Below are 17,476 nucleotides of genomic sequence, written 5' to 3'. Positions count from 1 at the left end.
ATCGAAAAATCGCCGCCCCGCTGCGGGCCGCTTTCGTCGCGCTGGATAAAACCGTTCGTCAGCCTGACGTCACCTGGGTGAAAGTCCTTGAGAAACCACTTTGACAATCATTCTCGTTAACATTAAGATCCGTCTCAATTGAGTCACAACCAGCGACGGTTCTCACTTATGTATGTATGCCTCTGCACTGGCGTCACCGACGGGCAAATCCGCGAAGCGATTTATGAAGGTTGCTGCAGCTATCGCGAAGTCCGCCAGGCCACCGGCGTAGCCAGCCAATGCGGCAAATGTGCCTGCCTGGCCAAGGAAGTGGTGCGTGAAACCCTCGCCAAGGTGCAAACGGCACAGGCCTCGATCCCTTACCCGGTAGAATTTACTGCCGCGTAAACACAGCTTTTCAAGGAACCGGACTTAGTGTCCGGTTTTTTTATGCCTGAAAATCAAATAGTTAGCGTCCAGACGCGGAACACAAACATTCTTATTCCGATTAATTTTCATTTATTATTCAATAACTTAGGTTTGACACTGGTAAATACGCGGCTCAAACTCCGCCCTATACACAGCTATTACAGGGCAGGCCTCATCATGAAAGGCGACATTACAGTCATCCAGCATCTCAACAAGATCCTTGCCAATGAGCTGGTCGCGATCAACCAATACTTCCTGCATGCGCGCATGTACGAGGACTGGGGCCTGAACAAGCTGGGCAAGCACGAGTACCACGAGTCCATCGACGAGATGAAGCACGCGGACAAGCTGATCAAGCGCATCCTGTTCCTCGAAGGCCTGCCGAACGTCCAGGACCTGGGCAAGCTGCACATCGGCGAACACACCCAGGAAATGCTCGAGTGCGACCTGCGTATCGAGAAAGCCGGCCACATCGACCTGAAGGCCGCCATCGTCCATTGCGAAAGCGTTGGCGACTTCGGTAGCCGTGAACTGCTGGAAGACATCCTCGAATCCGAGGAAGAGCATATCGACTGGCTGGAAACCCAACTGGGCCTGATCGACAAGATCGGTCTGGAGAACTACCTGCAATCGCAGATGGGTGAAGAGTAAGTTTCCCCAGTAGCAAGCCACTAAAAAGCCCCGCCCTCTTTCGAGAGGCGGGGCTTTTTATTACCTGGACTCCAGGCCACACCGAAACCACTGTGGGAGCGAGCTTGCTCGCGAAAGCGTTGTATCAGAAACATCAACAGAGACTGACACACCGCTATCGCGAGCAAGCTCGCTCCCACAAGGTCTAATGTTCACCACAACCAGTGTGGTGAACAGACTTCCATGGATCAGGCTTCGGTCTTGTTCGCCGCTGCTGCTTCCACAGCTGCCTTGATCGTGGTCTGCAGAGAGCCGTCAGCGGCCATCTCGGTCATGATGTCGCTACCGCCGATCAGCTCACCACCCACCCACAATTGCGGGAAGGTTGGCCAGTTGGCGTACTTGGGCAGGTTGGCGCGGATTTCCGGGTTCTGCAGGATGTCCACGTAGGCAAACTTCTCGCCACACGCCATCACCGCCTGGGCGGCCTTGGCCGAGAAACCGCACTGTGGCGCGTTCGGCGAGCCTTTCATGTAAAGCAGGATGGTGTTGTTGGCAATCTGGTCTTTAATCGTTTCGATGATATCCACGGAGCACCTCGGCTTAAACTTTGCGACTTCAGATGTCGACACGGTGGCGCATTGTAACGGAAAGCAGAACGTGCTGCTCAGGGACAATTTTACGCAGCCGCCACCTTCACCGGAACACCGTTGAGCGCCGCGTTGCCGGATAACTCATCGAGCTGACAGTGATCGGTCAAGTCGTTGGCGCTGGAGCCTGGCTGTGCGCTGGCAATGGTCATCTGCACGCCCGGCCGGGCATGGCCCCAGCCGTGGGGCAGGCTGACCACGCCTTTCATCATGTCCAGGCTGCCCAGCACCTCGACTTCGATGACCCCCACCCGCGAACTGACGGTCACGCGCTGCCCATCGACAAGGCCGCGAGAAGCGAGGTCATCCGGGTGCATCAGCAACTGATGACGCGGCTTGCCCTTCACCAATCGATGGAAGTTATGCATCCAGGAGTTGTTGCTGCGCACATGGCGGCGGCCAATCATCAGCAACTCATCCGGCTCAGGCGCCTGCAACGCGGCAAAGCGCGCCAGGTCAGCGAGAATCACCGCTGGCGCGGCCTGCACCCGCTGGTTTTCGGTTTTCAGCCGTGGAGCCAAGTTGGGTTTGAGCGCGCCGAGGTCGATGCCATGGGGATGGTCGAACAGGGTCACCAGGGACAGCTTGTGCGGCGAGGCGTCGCCATACGCCCCGTTGCGCAGGCCAAAATCGATCATCTGTGCCGGCGGCATGGTCGGCTTGAGCTCCTTGCCGGTCCGGGCGGCGAAGGCCTTGGCCAGGCCGACGAAGATTTCCCAGTCATGCAGCGCCCCCTCGGGCTTGGGCAGGATCGCCCGGTTGAAACGGGTCACGTTGCGCACGGCGAACAGGTTGAACGTGGTGTCGTAGTGATCGTTTTCCAGGGCCGAGGTCGAGGGCAGGATCAGGTCCGCGTAACGGGTGGTTTCGTTGATGTACAAATCGACACTGACCATGAACTCCAGCCCATCCAGGGCCTGCTCCAGTTGCCGCCCGTTGGGCGTCGACAGCACCGGATTGCCGGCCACGGTCACCAACGCGCGAATCTGGCCTTCGCCCTCGGTCAGCATCTCCTCGGCCAGGGCTGACACCGGCAGCTCCCCGGCGTATTCGGGACGCCCGGACACCCGGCTCTGCCAACGGTTGAAATGCCCACCCGAGGTGGTGGCCACCAGGTCCACCGCCGGCTCGGTGCACAGCGCCCCGCCCACCCGATCAAGATTGCCGGTGACCAGGTTGATCACCTGGATCAGCCAGTGGCACAGCGTGCCGAACGCCTGGGTCGACACGCCCATCCGTCCATAGCACACCGCTGACGGCGCAGCGGCGAAGTCCCGGGCCAATTGCCGGATCTGCGCGGCCGGCACCGCACAGAGCGGACTCATCGCTTCAGCCGTGAAGGAAGCGACGGCCGCGCGCACCTCGTCCAGGCCGTCCACCGGCAGATGACTGTCACGGGTCAAGCCTTCGCCGAACAAGGTATTGAGCAAGCCAAACAGCAGCGCGGCATCGCCACCCGGGCGGACGAAGACGTGCTGGTCAGCTATGGCCGCCGTTTCGCTGCGGCGTGGATCGACCACAACCACTTTGCCGCCACGGGCCTGGATCGCCTTGAGGCGCTTTTCCACGTCTGGCACGGTCATGATGCTGCCGTTGGAAGCCAGTGGGTTGCCGCCGAGGATCAACATGAAATCGGTGTGATCGATGTCTGGAATCGGCAGGAGCAGGCCGTGACCGTACATCAGGTGACTGGTCAAATGATGAGGCAGTTGGTCCACCGAGGTCGCCGAGAAACGGCTGCGGGTCTTCAACAGCCCCAGGAAATAGTTGCTGTGGGTCATCAGCCCATAGTTATGCACACTGGGGTTGCCCTGGTAGACGGCCACCGCGTTCTGGCCGTGACGCGCCTGGATAGCCGCCAGGCGTTCGGCCACCAGCGCGAAGGCATCGTCCCAGGCGATGGGTTGCCATTCGCTGCCGACGCGTTGCATGGGTTGGCGCAGGCGGTCTGGATCGTTCTGGATGTCTTGCAGGGCCACGGCCTTGGGGCAGATGTGACCACGGCTGAACGTGTCCAGCGCATCGCCCTTGATCGAGGTGATCGCCAGGCCCTGGCCGTCGGTTTCAGTAGTTTCGAGGGTCAAGCCACAGATGGCTTCACACAGATGGCACGCACGGTGGTGGAGAGTCTTGGTCATGGCCAGTCTCTGTTTTATTCGTGGCGGGCACTTTCGGCCGCGGGAACAAAACTATGGCGCGTGATTCCCGGCAGCGCCAGCGACGTTCGTCCTGTGAATTGCCGGGCATCAGGCCCGCCGATGAGCTGCGATCAAGGGCCTTCGGGAGGTGGCGCCAGGAGTTGGATTTCCTCGATGGTTTCCACTTGTTCCTGGGCGATGGGTACACCGGTCAGCTCGCCAATCAACCGCCAATGCTCGTCGAGGCCGCTGCTGATCGTGGCCATGCGATCGATCATCCGCCGGCCGGCGGCCTTGGTCACTTCGTCATCGCTGCGCAGCAATTCGAATGACATGGACGTCACCGAAGCCGTCAGGTGCGTCAGCGAGCGTGCGGTCAGCCCCAGCAATTCCATCAGTTGTTGCTCTTTCGAATCCATTTCGGGCTCCTGTGCCGCTGAGGCTCATTTATAACCCAGGCCTTTGCATTAGGAAATGTTTCACAAGCACCAGCAGACAGGCGAAAGGACACAATGGCATGGCAAAAACCGACCATCCTCCATCACGCGCCCGCCACGCTTGATTGCCAAGCCGAGCAACGCCAGTGTACAAATGGGTCGCTGCTGCCAGGAAACCGGCCACAAATTTGCCATCGTAGTCCTGGGATGGCCTCGCTGAACGCCCCAAAAACCGTAGCCCTATTGGTAAGACGCGACATTTAATTATAAGATCGCGCCTTCCCCTATTTCGTCGCCCCGTGCGGCTTTTGCCGCAGGTCTCGCCCGTTTTTTCATTAGACAAGGCTTTGAGCATCTGCGGTCAGTTACAAAAAGGTAGTCAATCATGAGCGCAAGGCACTTTCTCTCCCTGATGGATTTCACGCCCGATGAGTTGCTCGGCGTGATCCGTCGAGGCGTGGAGCTCAAGGACCTGCGTAACCGCGGCGTACTGTTCGAGCCCTTGAAAAACCGTGTGCTGGGGATGATCTTCGAGAAATCATCGACCCGCACCCGCATCTCTTTCGAAGCCGGCATGATCCAGCTGGGCGGCCAGGCGATCTTCCTGTCGCCCCGTGACACCCAACTGGGCCGTGGCGAACCCATCAGCGACTGCGCCATCGTCATGTCGAGCATGTTGGACGCGATGATGATCCGTACCTTTGCCCACAGCACCCTGACCGAGTTCGCGGCCCATTCCCGCGTACCGGTGATCAACGGCCTGTCCGACGACCTGCACCCTTGCCAACTGCTGGCCGACATGCAGACCTTCCTCGAGCACCGTGGCTCGATCCAGGGCAAGACCGTGGCCTGGATCGGCGATGGCAACAACATGTGCAACAGCTATATAGAAGCGGCGATGCAATTCGACTTCCAGCTGCGCATTGCCTGCCCTGAAGGCTTTGACCCCAATGCCGAGCTGCTGGCCAAGGCCGGGGACCGAGTGTCCATCGTCCGCGATCCGAAACAGGCCGTGGCCGGTGCACACCTGGTGAGCACCGATGTCTGGACCTCCATGGGCCAGGAAGAGGAAACCGCCAGGCGCCTGGAGCTGTTCGCGCCACTGCAGGTCAATCGGGCCCTGCTCGACCTGGCGGATGCCGACGTGCTGTTCATGCACTGCCTGCCGGCCCACCGTGGCGAGGAAATCAGCATGGACCTGCTGGATGATCCGCGTTCGGTAGCCTGGGACCAGGCCGAAAATCGCCTGCACGCGCAAAAGGCCCTGCTCGAGTTCCTGGTCGAGCCGGCGTATCACCACGCATGAGCCACGCCCTGCTGCTGAACTTGCACAACCTGGCCTGCGGCTACCAGGACCAGCGGGTCGTCCAGAACCTCAACCTGCACCTCAATGCCGGTGACATCGGTTGCCTGCTCGGTTCGTCCGGCTGCGGCAAGACCACGACGTTGCGTGCCATTGCCGGCTTCGAACCGGTGCATGAGGGTGAAATCCAACTGGCTGGGGAAACCATCTCCCGCGCCGGTTTCACCCTCGCCCCGGAAAAGCGCCGCATCGGCATGGTGTTCCAGGATTACGCCCTGTTTCCCCACCTGAGCGTGGCACAGAACATTGCCTTTGGCATTCGCAAGCATCCGGACAAGGACCGCATCGTCGAAGAGCTGCTGGAACTGGTCAACCTGAAGCACCTGGGCAAGCGTTTTCCCCATGAACTGTCCGGCGGCCAGCAACAACGCGTGGCCCTGGCCCGTGCGCTGGCGCCGGAACCGCAGTTGCTGTTGCTCGACGAGCCGTTCTCCAACCTCGATGGCGAGCTGCGCCGCAAGCTCAGCCATGAAGTTCGGGACATTCTCAAGGCCCGTGGCACCAGCGCGATCCTGGTCACCCATGACCAGGAAGAAGCCTTCGCCGTCAGTGACCATGTCGGCGTATTCAAGGAAGGTCGCCTGGAACAGTGGGACACGCCCTACAACCTGTACCACGAACCGCTGACGCCATTCGTCGCCAGTTTCATTGGCCAGGGCTATTTCATTCGTGGCCAGCTCGACAGCCCGGAATCGGTACAGACCGAACTGGGCATCCTGCGTGGCAACCGGGCCTATACCTGGCCCATCGGCGGTGCGGTGGATGTGCTGCTGCGCCCAGACGATATCGTCTATGCGCCGGACAGCCCGCTCACCGGCAGAATCATCGGCAAGACCTTCCTGGGCGCCTCAACCTTGTATCGCCTGCAGTTGCCCACAGGCGCGCAATTGGAATCGATCTTCCCCAGCCATGCCGACCATCAGGTGGGCGCCGACGTCGGCATCCGCGTGGCGGCTGAGCACCTGGTGCTGTTCCAGGCCTCGGGCAGTACGGCGGCGCAGATCCCGCCGGTGGACAGCGGTGTGCGACGCTACAGCGCGGCCAGCTAAAATCCGAAGAAATACGAACCTCTGTGGGAGCGAGCTTGCTCGCGATGGCGTAGGCACATTCAACATTGATGCGAGCTGAACCACCGCTATCGCGAGCAAGCTCGCTCCCACAGTTGATCTCCCACAGATCTCATTGGCTTGAGTGCTGACTCACCCCAGCATCAACGTCCCACTGGCCACCAACGTCGCATGCCCGCCGATCTTCACCCGCTCACCTTCCAACCGGCAAAACAACGTCCCGCCCCTGGCCGAGCATTGATAAGCCGTCAGCCCGTGTTTACCCAGGCGTTTGGACCAGTAGGGAATCAGGCTGCAATGGGTCGAGCCAGTCACCGGGTCTTCGTTGATGCCGATCGCCGGGGCAAAATAGCGCGAGACAAAATCATGCTTGCTCCCCGGTGCGGTGACGATAGCGCCGGGCCAGGGCAGTTTCGCCAGGGCCGCCATGTCCGGCTTGCAATCGAGCACCGCTTGCTCCGATTCCAGTACCACGAACAGTTCGTTGGAACTCAACACATCCACCGCTTCGACGCCCAAGGCACTCTGCACCGCCAGGGAGACGCCCAATTCGGCAGGCACGACGGCCGGAAAATCCAGCCACAGCCGATCCCCCTCGCGCGTCACGCTCAGCGAACCGGACCGGCAAATGAAATCCAGGCGCTCGACGGGTTCGTGATAGACCTCGAACAGCACGTAAGCGCTGGCCAACGTGGCGTGCCCACACAGCGGGACTTCGGTGGTAGGGGTGAACCAGCGGATATGCCAATGCTGGCCTTCACGCACCAGAAACGCGGTTTCGGCCAGGTTATGTTCGGCGGCAATCTTCTGCATCAAGTCATCGGCAAGCCAGCCGTCGAGCCGATAGACCATCGCCGGGTTACCGCCGAATGGCCGGTCACTGAACGCATCGACCTGATGAAACGCAAGCTGCATGGCACTTCTCCTTATTTTTCTGATGCGCCAGCATGGGTGCAGCGGCAAGGCTTAATCCAGAGACAGATCAGCAGAATTTTCACCCTACAGCGCCGGATAAAAACATCGGCCAGGCCTTACGCCCCTGTGGCGAGGGAGCTTGCTCCCGCTTGGCTGCGCAGCAGCCACCCGGCTATCAAGTCCGCCCAATATCGGCAAACGCCGCCCCGGTGTGCTCCTTCAATACCGAAGGCGCCAACTCGACTTCCAACCCACGCCGCCCCGCACTGACGAACATGCTGGCGAGCGGCTGTGCGGAACTGTCGATAAACGTGCGCAGACGCTTCTTCTGCCCCAGCGGGCTGATCCCGCCGAGCAAATAACCGGTCGAACGCTGCGCGGCGGCCGGGTCGGCCATCTCGACCTTCTTCACGCCGGCGGCATGGGCCAGGCCTTTCAAATCCAAACTCCCGGCCACAGGCACTACCGCCACCAACAGCTCACCTTTTTCACTGGCCGCCAACAGCGTCTTGAACACTTGCGCCGGATCCAGCCCGAGCTTTTCCGCCGCCTCCAAGCCATAGGAAGCAGCCTTGGGGTCGTGTTCATAGCTGTGGATGCGATGTTCGGCGCGCACTTTCTTAAGCAGATCCAACGCGGGTGTCATGACCGCTCCTGACAAAGGAAATCCAAAACGAGTGAGCGGATTCTAAGCCATCGCCTGTGAAAAGGCTCCGGGACTGCACTGCAACGACCGGCGACGCCGCGCCAACAGGGGAGTCATTCACAGCGCGAATAGTTGAAATATGACCGACGGTTCACTTTCGACCTTTGACACCAGCGTTTCTTGTCTATATTTTTTCGAAACTGAAAGCCACATTGCATGTCTCAAGCTGCAACCCGAGATCAGGATGGGGATCCTGCCTCGGTGGAAATCGCGCAATCGTGCTGTATCGAACGCGCTGCAAAACAACAAAAAACCGAGGTTTGAATGACAACTGCTTTACAACAGCCGCCCCTGTCCAGCCAATGCCTGGCCGAATTCCTGGGAACGGGCCTGCTGATCTTTTTCGGCACCGGTTGCGTCGCGGCGCTCAAGGTCGCGGGTGCGAGTTTCGGCTTGTGGGAAATCAGCCTCATTTGGGGCGTCGGTGTCAGCATGGCAATCTATCTGAGCGCGGGCATTTCCGGCGCCCATCTCAACCCCGCCGTCAGCATCGCCCTGTGCCTGTTCACCGACTTTGAAAAACGCAAACTGCCCTTCTACATCATTTCCCAAGTGACCGGCGCTTTCTGCGGCGCCCTTCTGGTCTACACGCTGTACAGCAATCTATTCTTCGATTTCGAACAATCCCGGCACATGGTTCGCGGCACCGAAGCGAGCCTCGAACTGGCCTCGGTGTTCTCCACCTACCCGCACGCGGCATTGTCCACTGGCCAGGCCTTTCTCGTGGAAGCGATCATCACCGCCATTCTGATGGGGGTCATCATGTCCCTGACCGATGACAACAACGGCTTGCCCCGTGGCCCACTGGCGCCGTTGCTGATCGGCCTGCTGATTGCCGTGATTGGCAGCTCCATGGGACCGCTGACGGGCTTTGCGATGAACCCGGCGCGGGACTTCGGTCCTAAACTGATGACTTTCTTCGCAGGCTGGGGTGAAATTTCCCTCACGGGTGGACGCGATATCCCGTACTTCCTGGTTCCGGTTTTTGCGCCGATCATCGGTGCGTGCCTCGGTGCCGCGGCTTATCGCGGGTTGATTGCCCGCCACCTGCCCAGCGCCATAACTGCTACAAAGGATGCAACACCGGCCATTGACGGCAAGCCCAGAACATCCTGAAACAGTCGACGCAGGCTCTTGCCCATCGAACCTGCGCCGTGGCTTCTTCCTTTTACGTCCCAAGGCAATCGACATGACCGATATCCAGAACAAGAATTACATCATTGCCCTCGACCAGGGTACGACCAGCTCGCGGGCGATCATCTTCGACCGTGACGCCAACGTGGTCTGCACCGCCCAGCGCGAATTCGCCCAGCATTACCCACAAGCCGGTTGGGTCGAACACGACCCGATGGAAATCTTCGCCACCCAGAGCGCGGTCATGGTCGAGGCCCTGGCCCAGGCCGGCCTGCACCATGACCAAGTGGCGGCCATCGGCATCACCAACCAGCGGGAAACCACCGTGGTCTGGGACAAGACCACCGGTCGGCCGATCTACAACGCCATCGTCTGGCAGTGCCGGCGCAGTACCGAGATCTGCCAACAGCTCAAGCGCGACGGCCACGAGCAATACATCAGCCAGACCACCGGCCTGGTCACCGACCCGTACTTCTCCGGCACCAAGCTCAAGTGGATCCTGGACAACGTCGAAGGCAGCCGCGAGCGCGCGCGCAACGGTGAGCTGCTGTTCGGCACCGTCGACAGCTGGCTCATCTGGAAATTCACCGGCGGCAAGGTCCACGTCACCGACTACACCAACGCCTCGCGCACGATGCTCTTCAATATCCACTCGCTGGAATGGGACGCGAAGATGCTCGAGATCCTCGACATCCCTCGCGAAATGCTCCCTGAAGTGAAGTCGTCTTCGGAAATCTACGGCCGCACCAAGAGCGGCATCGCCATTGGCGGCATCGCTGGCGATCAGCAGGCCGCCCTGTTCGGGCAGATGTGCGTGGAGCCGGGCCAGGCGAAAAACACCTACGGCACCGGCTGCTTCCTGCTGATGAACACGGGCAAGAAGGCCGTGAAATCCAATCACGGCATGCTCACCACCATCGCCTGCGGCCCCCGTGGCGAAGTGGCCTACGCCCTGGAAGGCGCGGTATTCAATGGCGGCTCCACGGTCCAATGGCTGCGCGATGAACTGAAGATCATCAACGACGCCCTGGACACCGAATACTTCGCCAACAAGGTCAAGGACAGCAACGGCGTGTACCTGGTGCCCGCCTTCACCGGCCTCGGCGCGCCGTATTGGGACCCCTATGCCCGTGGCGCGTTGTTCGGCCTGACCCGCGGCGTACGGGTCGATCACATTATTCGCGCAGCGCTGGAGTCGATTGCCTACCAGACCCGCGACGTACTCGACGCCATGCAGCAGGATTCGGGCGAACGCCTCCGGGCCCTGCGCGTCGACGGTGGCGCGGTGGCGAACAATTTCCTGATGCAGTTCCAGGCCGACATCCTCGGCACCCGGGTCGAGCGGCCGAAAATGCGTGAAACCACGGCCTTGGGTGCGGCGTACCTGGCCGGCCTGGCGTGCGGTTTCTGGGGCAGCCTGGAAGAACTGCGGGGCAAAGCGGTGATCGAGCGCGAATTCGAACCGCAACTGGACGAGCCGGCGAAAGAGAAACTCTACGCCGGCTGGCAGAAAGCGGTCAGCCGCACCCGCGATTGGGAGCCCCACGAAGACGCGGAATAAAGGCCGACAAGATTCCGAAACTGGCCGGGAGTGGATTCCTGCGGCATCATGGGCAAATTTTGTACGGCAGCCCAAAGGAAGCCCCATGAATCTGCCTCCCCGCCAGCAACAAATCCTCGAACTGGTCCGCGAGCGCGGCTATGTCAGCATCGAGGAAATGGCGCAGCTATTTGTCGTCACCCCGCAAACCATCCGCCGCGACATCAATCAACTGGCGGAAGTGAACCTGCTGCGCCGCTACCACGGCGGCGCCGCCTACGATTCAAGCGTGGAAAACACCGCCTACGCCATGCGCGCGGACCAGATGCGCGACGAGAAGCAACGCATCGCCGAAGCCATCGCCGCCCAGATCCCCGATCACGCCTCGCTGTTCATCAACATCGGCACCACCACCGAATCCATCGCCCGGGCGTTGCTCAATCACAACCACTTGAAGGTCATCACCAACAACCTGCACGTCGCTTCGATCCTCAGTGCCAAGGACGATTTCGAAGTCCTGGTCGCTGGCGGTAACGTACGGCGTGACGGCGGCGTGGTGGGCCAGGCCAGCGTCGACTTCATCAATCAGTTCAAGGTCGACTTCGCCCTGGTGGGCATCAGCGGGATCGATGAAGACGGCAGCCTGCTGGACTTCGACTATCAGGAAGTGCGGGTTTCCCAAGCCATCATCGCCAACGCCCGGCAAGTGCTGTTGGCGGCGGACTCCAGCAAATTCGGGCGCAACGCCATGGTCCGCCTGGGGCCTATCAGCCTGATCGACTGCCTGGTGACCGACCAGCAGCCGGTTCCGGCCCTGGCGCAACTATTGACCCAGCACAAGATTCGGCTGGAGGTGGTCTGACTTCACCCCCGCCGCCCCCCCTGTGGCGAGGGAGCTTGCTCCCGCTCGGCGGCGTAGCCGTCGTAAAATCGGCCTGGTGCGGTTAGCCTGAAGAAAAACGCCAGCCTGCTTGGGATGGCTTCGCCATCCAGCGGGAGCAAGCTCCCTCGCCACAGAAGCATTCCACAATTCTCTTTTTGTTCGTAAATTTTCCTTTCAGCCGCATTCGATCAGTAATTTCAATCGAATTCGACTGGTCGTGGCTGTGCTTATGGGCTAGTATTTTCGCAAATGAACATTTATGTTCGAATTCAAATATTGTGAAAAAGAACCCGAGGCCAGCCGATGCCCACTTCTACCTTGCCTACGCCCCCTCTCGCCGAGATCTATGACGTCGCCGTCATTGGTGGCGGTATCAATGGCGTGGGGATTGCCACGGACGCTGCCGGTCGCGGTCTTTCGGTGTTCCTTTGCGAAAAGGACGACCTGGCCAGCCATACCTCGTCGGCGAGCAGCAAGCTGATCCACGGCGGCCTGCGCTACCTTGAACATTATGAATTCCGCCTCGTACGCGAAGCCTTGGCCGAGCGTGAGGTGCTGCTGACCAAGGCCCCGCACATCGTCAAGCAAATGCGCTTCGTGCTGCCCCACCGCCCGCACCTGCGCCCGGCCTGGATGATTCGCGCCGGCCTGTTCCTCTACGATCACCTGGGCAAACGTGAGCAACTCGCCGGTTCCAGAAGCCTGAAGTTCGGGGCCGACAGCGCACTGAAAAGCGAGATCACCAAAGGCTTCGAATACTCCGACTGTTGGGTCGACGACGCGCGGCTGGTGGTGCTCAATGCCATGGCCGCCCGGGAGAAAGGCGCGCACGTCCACACCCGCACCCGTTGCGTGAATGCCCGTCGCAGCAAAGGTCTGTGGCACTTGCACCTGGAACGCGCCGACGGCAGCCTGTTTTCGATCCACGCCAAAGCGCTGGTCAACGCTGCGGGCCCGTGGGTGGCCAAGTTCATTCGCGATGACCTGAAGCTGGAATCGCCCTACGGCATCCGCCTGATCCAGGGCAGCCACCTGATCGTGCCGAAACTCTACGAAGGCGAGCATGCGCACATTCTGCAAAACGAAGATCAGCGCATCGTCTTCACCATTCCGTACCTGAACCAGTTCACCCTGATCGGTACGACGGATCGCGAATACACCGGCGATCCGGCCAAAGTGGCGATTACCGAAGGCGAAACCGATTACCTGCTGAAAGTGGTCAACGCTCACTTCAAGAAGCAAATCAGCCGCGACGATATCCTGCACAGCTACTCCGGTGTGCGTCCGCTGTGCAACGACGAATCCGACAACCCATCGGCCGTGACCCGCGACTACACCTTGGCGCTATCGGGCGGCGGTCAAGAAGCCCCGTTGCTGTCGGTATTCGGCGGCAAGCTGACCACCTATCGCAAACTGGCCGAATCAGCCATGGCGCAACTGGCCCCCTACTTCACACAGATGCGCGGGAGCTGGACCGCCGTGGAAGCCCTCCCCGGCGGGGAAAACATGACCACCCCGCAAGCACTGTGCTCGGCGCTGCGGGACAAATTCGACTGGCTGCCCACCGACATCGCCCGGCGCTGGGCCACCACCTATGGCAGCCGTACCTGGCGCATGCTCGAAGGCGTGCACGACCTCGGCGATCTGGGCGAGCACATCGGTGCCGGCCTCTACACCCGCGAAATCGATTATCTGTGCAGCGACGAGTGGGCCGTCGATGCCCAGGACATCCTCTGGCGCCGCAGCAAGCTGGGTTTGTTCACCACCCCCGCCGAGCAACAGAAGCTGCAGCAGTACCTGGATAAGGTCGAGCACAATCGCCGCAAGATCGAAGCGGCCTGAGCGATACCCGGCTAAACCCAAGAGCCCCTGAATCCTGCGATTCAGGGGCTTTTTGCATTCTGGAATCCACCACAGAGACCCTGTGGGAGCGAGCTTGCTCGCGATGAGGCCAGCACTTTCAACATCTATGTGACTGACACACCGCTATCGCGAGCAAGCTCGCTCCCACAAGGATCAAAAGCGATCTCTGGGCATTCGGTTTTCCGAACACGACCTACCAGTCAGTTCGGCTAACCGGATAAACCATGCCGCACAAAACCTGAAACAAAACATTAATTAGTTTAAAAAACAAATAGTTATACAGACCAGACTGGCCTGGCACGACTCATGCTCTACACTCCTCGAGACGAATGCCTGTACGCCAACACACCAGGAGCTGCCAGGCATCTCGAAGTACTCAGGGCCGACGAACCGGCCGAAATAAAAAAAACAATGTCGAGGAAACATCGATGCGTATCGTTCCCCATCTCCTGGGCGCAGCCATTGCTGCCGCTCTGATCAGCACGCCGGTTTTCGCAGCCGAACTGACCGGCACACTGAAAAAGATCAAAGAGTCCGGCGTCGTTACGCTTGGGCATCGCGACGCTTCCATTCCGTTCTCCTACATCGCAGACGCTTCCGGCAAGCCGGTCGGCTACTCCCATGACATCCAGCTGAAAGTTGTCGAAGCCCTGAAGAAAGAGCTCGACGTACCGAACCTGCAGGTCAAGTACAACCTGGTCACCTCGCAAACTCGTATCCCGCTGGTGCAGAACGGCACCGTGGACCTGGAGTGCGGCTCCACCACCAACAACGTCGAGCGCCAGCAACAAGTCGCCTTCTCCGTTGGCATCTTCGAGATCGGCACCAAGCTGCTGTCCAAGAAAGACTCCAAGTACAAGGATTTCGACGACCTCAAGGGCAAGAACGTCGTGACCACCGCCGGCACCACGTCCGAGCGCATCCTCAAGGCCATGAACGCCGACAAGCAGATGGGCATGAACGTCATCTCCGCCAAGGACCACGGCGAATCCTTCCAGATGCTGGAATCGGGTCGTGCCGTCGCGTTCATGATGGACGACGCCCTGCTGGCTGGCGAAGCCGCCAAGGCCAAGAAGGCCGATGACTGGGCCGTCACCGGCACCCCACAGTCCTACGAAATCTACGGCTGCATGATGCGCAAGGGCGACGAGCCGTTCAAAAAGGTTGTCGATGACGCCATCAAGGCCACCTACGCTTCGGGCGAGATCAACAAGATCTACGAAAAATGGTTCATGCAACCGATCCCGCCAAAAGGCCTGAACCTCAACTTCCCGATGAGCGACGAACTCAAGGCACTGATCGCCACGCCGACCGATAAAGCGGCTGACGACAAGAAATCCTGATTTCTGACTAACCTTATCTCCTGAAGGGGCCCGGCCCTTTCAGGGGATGGTCACTCCCTGCTGGCAAATCTGGAAACACTCGAACCGGTGGCTGTCGAGCCGATCGCGTGTGCCTGGCCTCCAAGCCGGGCGGGAACGGAGCTTCCCCAGGCGGGCATTTGTATATCGAACGATCTGAGGGGAGACCCTAATGAATTACAACTGGGACTGGGGCGTGTTCTTCAAGTCCACCGGCGTGGGCAGCGAGATTTATCTCGACTGGTACGTGGCCGGCCTGGGCTGGACCATCGCCATCGCTGTCGTCGCCTGGATCATCGCCCTGTTGCTGGGTTCGATCCTGGGTGTAATGCGTACCGTACCGAACCGGCTGGTGTCGGGTATCGCCACGTGCTACGTAGAGCTTTTCCGTAACGTGCCCCTGCTGGTTCAGCTGTTCATCTGGTACTTCCTGGTACCGGACCTGCTGCCCGCCGATATGCAGGAGTGGTACAAGCAGGACCTGAACCCGACCACCTCGGCCTACCTGAGCGTCGTCGTGTGCCTGGGCCTGTTCACCGCCGCGCGGGTCTGCGAACAGGTACGCACCGGCATCCAGGCGCTGCCGCGCGGCCAGGAATCCGCCGCCCGCGCCATGGGTTTCAAGCTGCCGCAGATCTACTGGAACGTGCTGCTGCCCCAGGCCTACCGGATCATCATTCCGCCGCTTACCTCGGAATTCCTCAACGTCTTCAAGAACTCCTCCGTGGCCTCGCTGATCGGCTTGATGGAACTGCTCGCGCAGACCAAGCAGACCGCCGAGTTCTCGGCCAACCTGTTCGAAGCCTTTACCCTGGCGACGCTGATCTACTTCACCCTGAACATGAGCCTGATGCTGCTCATGCGCATGGTCGAGAAGAAAGTCGCGGTGCCCGGCCTGATCTCCGTGGGGGGTAAATAATGGAATTCGACTTCACTGGCATCATCCCGGCCATTCCCGGCTTGTGGAACGGCATGGTGATGACCCTCAAGCTGATGGCCCTGGGTGTCGTCGGCGGGATCATCCTGGGGACGATCCTGGCGCTGATGCGCCTGTCCCACAACAAGCTGGTCTCCAATATCGCTGGCGCCTACGTCAACTATTTCCGCTCGATCCCGCTGCTGCTGGTCATCACCTGGTTCTACCTGGCGGTGCCGTTCGTGCTGCGCTGGATCACCGGCGAAGACACGCCGATCGGTGCGTTCGGCTCCTGCGTCGTGGCGTTCATGATGTTCGAGGCGGCGTACTTCTGCGAAATCGTGCGGGCCGGCGTGCAGTCGATCCCCAAGGGCCAGATGGGCGCGGCACAGGCACTGGGCATGAACTATGGCCAGGTCATGCGCCTGATCATCCTGCCCCAGGCGTTCCGCAAGATGACCCCGCTGTTGCTGCAACAGAGCATCATCCTGTTTCAGGACACCTCGCTGGTCTACACGGTCGGCCTGGTGGACTTCCTCAATGCTTCGCGGGCCAATGGCGACATCATCGGCCGCTCCAATGAGTTCCTGATCATCGCAGGTCTCGTGTACTTCACAATCAGCTTTGCCGCCTCGCTGCTGGTCAAGCGTCTGCAAAAAAGGTTCGCCGTATGATCTCTATCAAGAACATCAACAAGTGGTATGGGGACTTCCAGGTACTGACCAATTGCAGCACCGAGGTCAGCAAGGGTGAGGTTGTGGTGGTGTGCGGGCCGTCGGGTTCGGGCAAGTCCACGCTGATCAAGTGCGTGAACGCCCTGGAGCCGTTCCAGAAGGGCGACATCGTGGTCGATGGCACGTCCATCGCCGACCCGAAGACCAACCTGCCGAAACTGCGTTCGCGCGTGGGCATGGTGTTCCAGCACTTCGAACTGTTCCCGCACCTGACCATCACCGAGAACCTGACCATCGCGCAGATCAAGGTGCTGGGCCGCAGCAAGGAAGAAGCCACCAAGAAAGGCCTGCAATTGCTTGAGCGCGTGGGTCTCTCGGCCCACGCCCACAAGCACCCGGGCCAGCTCTCCGGCGGCCAGCAGCAGCGCGTGGCGATTGCCCGTGCGCTGGCGATGGACCCGGTGGTGATGCTGTTCGACGAACCGACCTCGGCCCTTGACCCGGAAATGGTCAACGAAGTGCTCGACGTGATGGTGCAACTGGCCCACGAAGGCATGACCATGATGTGCGTGACCCACGAAATGGGCTTCGCCCGCAAAGTGGCGAACCGGGTGATCTTCATGGACCAGGGCCAGATCATCGAGGACTGCCCGAAAGAAGAGTTCTTCGGCGACATCAGCGCCCGCTCCGAACGTGCGCAGCATTTCCTTGAGAAAATCCTGCAGCACTAAAACCACCGCTCCCCACTGTGGGAGCGAGCTTGCTCGCGATGACTGCCGCCTGATCGACCA

General features: G+C 60.2%; 17 protein-coding genes. 12 read left to right on the top strand and 5 right to left on the bottom strand.

Annotation, left to right across the window (positions count from 1 at the left end):
- Window positions 1-168 precede the first annotated feature (168 nt).
- Both ACIPQ1_RS14095 and bfr read left to right on the top strand, forming a co-directional pair.
- Window positions 169-387, top strand: coding sequence for a bacterioferritin-associated ferredoxin (locus ACIPQ1_RS14095; RefSeq protein ID WP_003178704.1), 219 nt, complete (start codon window positions 169-171; stop codon window positions 385-387).
- A gap of 198 nt (window positions 388-585) precedes the next feature.
- On the top strand, window positions 586-1,059 hold the full coding sequence (gene bfr, locus ACIPQ1_RS14090; protein ID WP_250963895.1) for a bacterioferritin: 474 nt from the start codon (window positions 586-588) through the stop codon (window positions 1,057-1,059).
- 227 nt (window positions 1,060-1,286) lie between these two features.
- On the opposite strand, the gene grxD is transcribed toward bfr, so the two are convergent.
- From grxD to ACIPQ1_RS14075, 3 genes are all read right to left on the bottom strand, one after another.
- On the bottom strand, window positions 1,287-1,628 hold the full coding sequence (gene grxD / locus ACIPQ1_RS14085; RefSeq protein ID WP_058542208.1) for a Grx4 family monothiol glutaredoxin: 342 nt from the start codon (window positions 1,626-1,628) through the stop codon (window positions 1,287-1,289).
- An 89-nt stretch (window positions 1,629-1,717) separates the two neighbouring features.
- The gene (locus tag ACIPQ1_RS14080) at window positions 1,718-3,826 is read right to left on the bottom strand and encodes a molybdopterin oxidoreductase family protein (RefSeq protein WP_411385456.1); all 2,109 of its coding nucleotides are present in this window, start codon (window positions 3,824-3,826) and stop codon (window positions 1,718-1,720) included.
- Between the two features lie 131 nt (window positions 3,827-3,957).
- Window positions 3,958-4,245 carry a hypothetical protein gene (locus ACIPQ1_RS14075; RefSeq protein ID WP_053124551.1) on the bottom strand — a complete coding sequence of 96 codons (288 nt, stop codon included), beginning with the start codon at window positions 4,243-4,245 and terminating at the stop codon, window positions 3,958-3,960.
- Between the two features lie 403 nt (window positions 4,246-4,648).
- Here ACIPQ1_RS14075 and argF point away from each other — a divergent pair, with 403 nt between their 5' ends.
- On the top strand, window positions 4,649-5,569 hold the full coding sequence (argF, locus tag ACIPQ1_RS14070; protein WP_186706325.1) for an ornithine carbamoyltransferase: 921 nt from the start codon (window positions 4,649-4,651) through the stop codon (window positions 5,567-5,569).
- On the top strand, window positions 5,566-6,675 hold the full coding sequence (locus ACIPQ1_RS14065) for an ABC transporter ATP-binding protein (protein ID WP_250963892.1): 1,110 nt from the start codon (window positions 5,566-5,568) through the stop codon (window positions 6,673-6,675). The genes argF and ACIPQ1_RS14065 overlap by 4 nt, the downstream gene beginning before the upstream one ends.
- 150 nt (window positions 6,676-6,825) lie before the next feature.
- On the opposite strand, the gene ACIPQ1_RS14060 is transcribed toward ACIPQ1_RS14065, so the two are convergent.
- The gene (locus tag ACIPQ1_RS14060) at window positions 6,826-7,608 is read right to left on the bottom strand and encodes a PhzF family phenazine biosynthesis protein (protein ID WP_446534323.1); all 783 of its coding nucleotides are present in this window, start codon (window positions 7,606-7,608) and stop codon (window positions 6,826-6,828) included.
- A 175-nt stretch (window positions 7,609-7,783) separates the two neighbouring features.
- Window positions 7,784-8,254, bottom strand: coding sequence for a Cys-tRNA(Pro) deacylase (gene ybaK, locus ACIPQ1_RS14055; RefSeq protein ID WP_186706328.1), 471 nt, complete (start codon window positions 8,252-8,254; stop codon window positions 7,784-7,786).
- A gap of 324 nt (window positions 8,255-8,578) precedes the next feature.
- Between ybaK and ACIPQ1_RS14050 the strand changes: the two genes are divergently transcribed.
- The 8 genes from ACIPQ1_RS14050 to ACIPQ1_RS14015 all read left to right on the top strand — a co-directional run bounded on the left by ACIPQ1_RS14050 (window position 8,579) and on the right by ACIPQ1_RS14015 (window position 17,416).
- A complete protein-coding gene (locus ACIPQ1_RS14050; RefSeq protein WP_411385459.1) occupies window positions 8,579-9,430 on the top strand; it encodes an MIP/aquaporin family protein in 852 nt (283 codons plus the stop codon).
- Window positions 9,431-9,503: 73 nt separating this feature from the next.
- Window positions 9,504-11,009 carry a glycerol kinase GlpK gene (gene glpK / locus ACIPQ1_RS14045; protein ID WP_053124564.1) on the top strand — a complete coding sequence of 502 codons (1,506 nt, stop codon included), beginning with the start codon at window positions 9,504-9,506 and terminating at the stop codon, window positions 11,007-11,009.
- 85 nt (window positions 11,010-11,094) lie between these two features.
- Window positions 11,095-11,850: a DeoR/GlpR family transcriptional regulator gene (locus tag ACIPQ1_RS14040; protein ID WP_186706331.1), complete on the top strand. Its 756-nt coding sequence runs from the start codon at window positions 11,095-11,097 to the stop codon at window positions 11,848-11,850.
- A gap of 324 nt (window positions 11,851-12,174) precedes the next feature.
- Window positions 12,175-13,713 (top strand): glycerol-3-phosphate dehydrogenase, encoded by a 1,539-nt coding sequence (gene glpD, locus ACIPQ1_RS14035; protein WP_186706332.1) that lies wholly within the window; start codon window positions 12,175-12,177, stop codon window positions 13,711-13,713.
- A gap of 449 nt (window positions 13,714-14,162) precedes the next feature.
- Window positions 14,163-15,077 (top strand): glutamate/aspartate ABC transporter substrate-binding protein, encoded by a 915-nt coding sequence (locus ACIPQ1_RS14030; protein ID WP_186706333.1) that lies wholly within the window; start codon window positions 14,163-14,165, stop codon window positions 15,075-15,077.
- A 190-nt stretch (window positions 15,078-15,267) separates the two neighbouring features.
- A complete protein-coding gene (locus ACIPQ1_RS14025) occupies window positions 15,268-16,014 on the top strand; it encodes an amino acid ABC transporter permease (protein WP_053124568.1) in 747 nt (248 codons plus the stop codon).
- Entirely contained in the window at window positions 16,014-16,685 is a 672-nt protein-coding gene (locus tag ACIPQ1_RS14020) for an amino acid ABC transporter permease (RefSeq protein ID WP_014339892.1), read from the top strand. Before ACIPQ1_RS14025 ends, ACIPQ1_RS14020 begins: the two co-directional genes overlap by 1 nt.
- Window positions 16,682-17,416 (top strand): amino acid ABC transporter ATP-binding protein, encoded by a 735-nt coding sequence (locus ACIPQ1_RS14015; protein WP_018614195.1) that lies wholly within the window; start codon window positions 16,682-16,684, stop codon window positions 17,414-17,416. The genes ACIPQ1_RS14020 and ACIPQ1_RS14015 overlap by 4 nt, the downstream gene beginning before the upstream one ends.
- Window positions 17,417-17,476 lie beyond the last annotated feature (60 nt).

Source organism: Pseudomonas sp. LARHCG127 (assembly GCF_052871455.1).
This window is presented reverse-complemented; position numbering and strand designations above follow the sequence as displayed.

What these genes read in the sequence shown, in the direction of transcription:
- ACIPQ1_RS14095 (WP_003178704.1), top strand. Translation starts at nt 169, where the DNA reads ATGTATGTATGCCTCTGCACTGGCGTCACCGACGGGCAAATCCGCGAA.
- bfr (WP_250963895.1), top strand. Translation starts at nt 586, where the DNA reads ATGAAAGGCGACATTACAGTCATCCAGCATCTCAACAAGATCCTTGCC.
- ACIPQ1_RS14080 (WP_411385456.1), bottom strand. Translation starts at nt 3,826, where the DNA reads ATGACCAAGACTCTCCACCACCGTGCGTGCCATCTGTGTGAAGCCATC.
- ACIPQ1_RS14075 (WP_053124551.1), bottom strand. Translation starts at nt 4,245, where the DNA reads ATGGATTCGAAAGAGCAACAACTGATGGAATTGCTGGGGCTGACCGCA.
- argF (WP_186706325.1), top strand. Translation starts at nt 4,649, where the DNA reads ATGAGCGCAAGGCACTTTCTCTCCCTGATGGATTTCACGCCCGATGAG.
- ACIPQ1_RS14065 (WP_250963892.1), top strand. Translation starts at nt 5,566, where the DNA reads ATGAGCCACGCCCTGCTGCTGAACTTGCACAACCTGGCCTGCGGCTAC.
- ACIPQ1_RS14060 (WP_446534323.1), bottom strand. Translation starts at nt 7,608, where the DNA reads ATGCAGCTTGCGTTTCATCAGGTCGATGCGTTCAGTGACCGGCCATTC.
- ybaK (WP_186706328.1), bottom strand. Translation starts at nt 8,254, where the DNA reads ATGACACCCGCGTTGGATCTGCTTAAGAAAGTGCGCGCCGAACATCGC.
- ACIPQ1_RS14050 (WP_411385459.1), top strand. Translation starts at nt 8,579, where the DNA reads ATGACAACTGCTTTACAACAGCCGCCCCTGTCCAGCCAATGCCTGGCC.
- glpK (WP_053124564.1), top strand. Translation starts at nt 9,504, where the DNA reads ATGACCGATATCCAGAACAAGAATTACATCATTGCCCTCGACCAGGGT.
- ACIPQ1_RS14040 (WP_186706331.1), top strand. Translation starts at nt 11,095, where the DNA reads ATGAATCTGCCTCCCCGCCAGCAACAAATCCTCGAACTGGTCCGCGAG.
- glpD (WP_186706332.1), top strand. Translation starts at nt 12,175, where the DNA reads ATGCCCACTTCTACCTTGCCTACGCCCCCTCTCGCCGAGATCTATGAC.
- ACIPQ1_RS14030 (WP_186706333.1), top strand. Translation starts at nt 14,163, where the DNA reads ATGCGTATCGTTCCCCATCTCCTGGGCGCAGCCATTGCTGCCGCTCTG.
- ACIPQ1_RS14025 (WP_053124568.1), top strand. Translation starts at nt 15,268, where the DNA reads ATGAATTACAACTGGGACTGGGGCGTGTTCTTCAAGTCCACCGGCGTG.
- ACIPQ1_RS14020 (WP_014339892.1), top strand. Translation starts at nt 16,014, where the DNA reads ATGGAATTCGACTTCACTGGCATCATCCCGGCCATTCCCGGCTTGTGG.
- ACIPQ1_RS14015 (WP_018614195.1), top strand. Translation starts at nt 16,682, where the DNA reads ATGATCTCTATCAAGAACATCAACAAGTGGTATGGGGACTTCCAGGTA.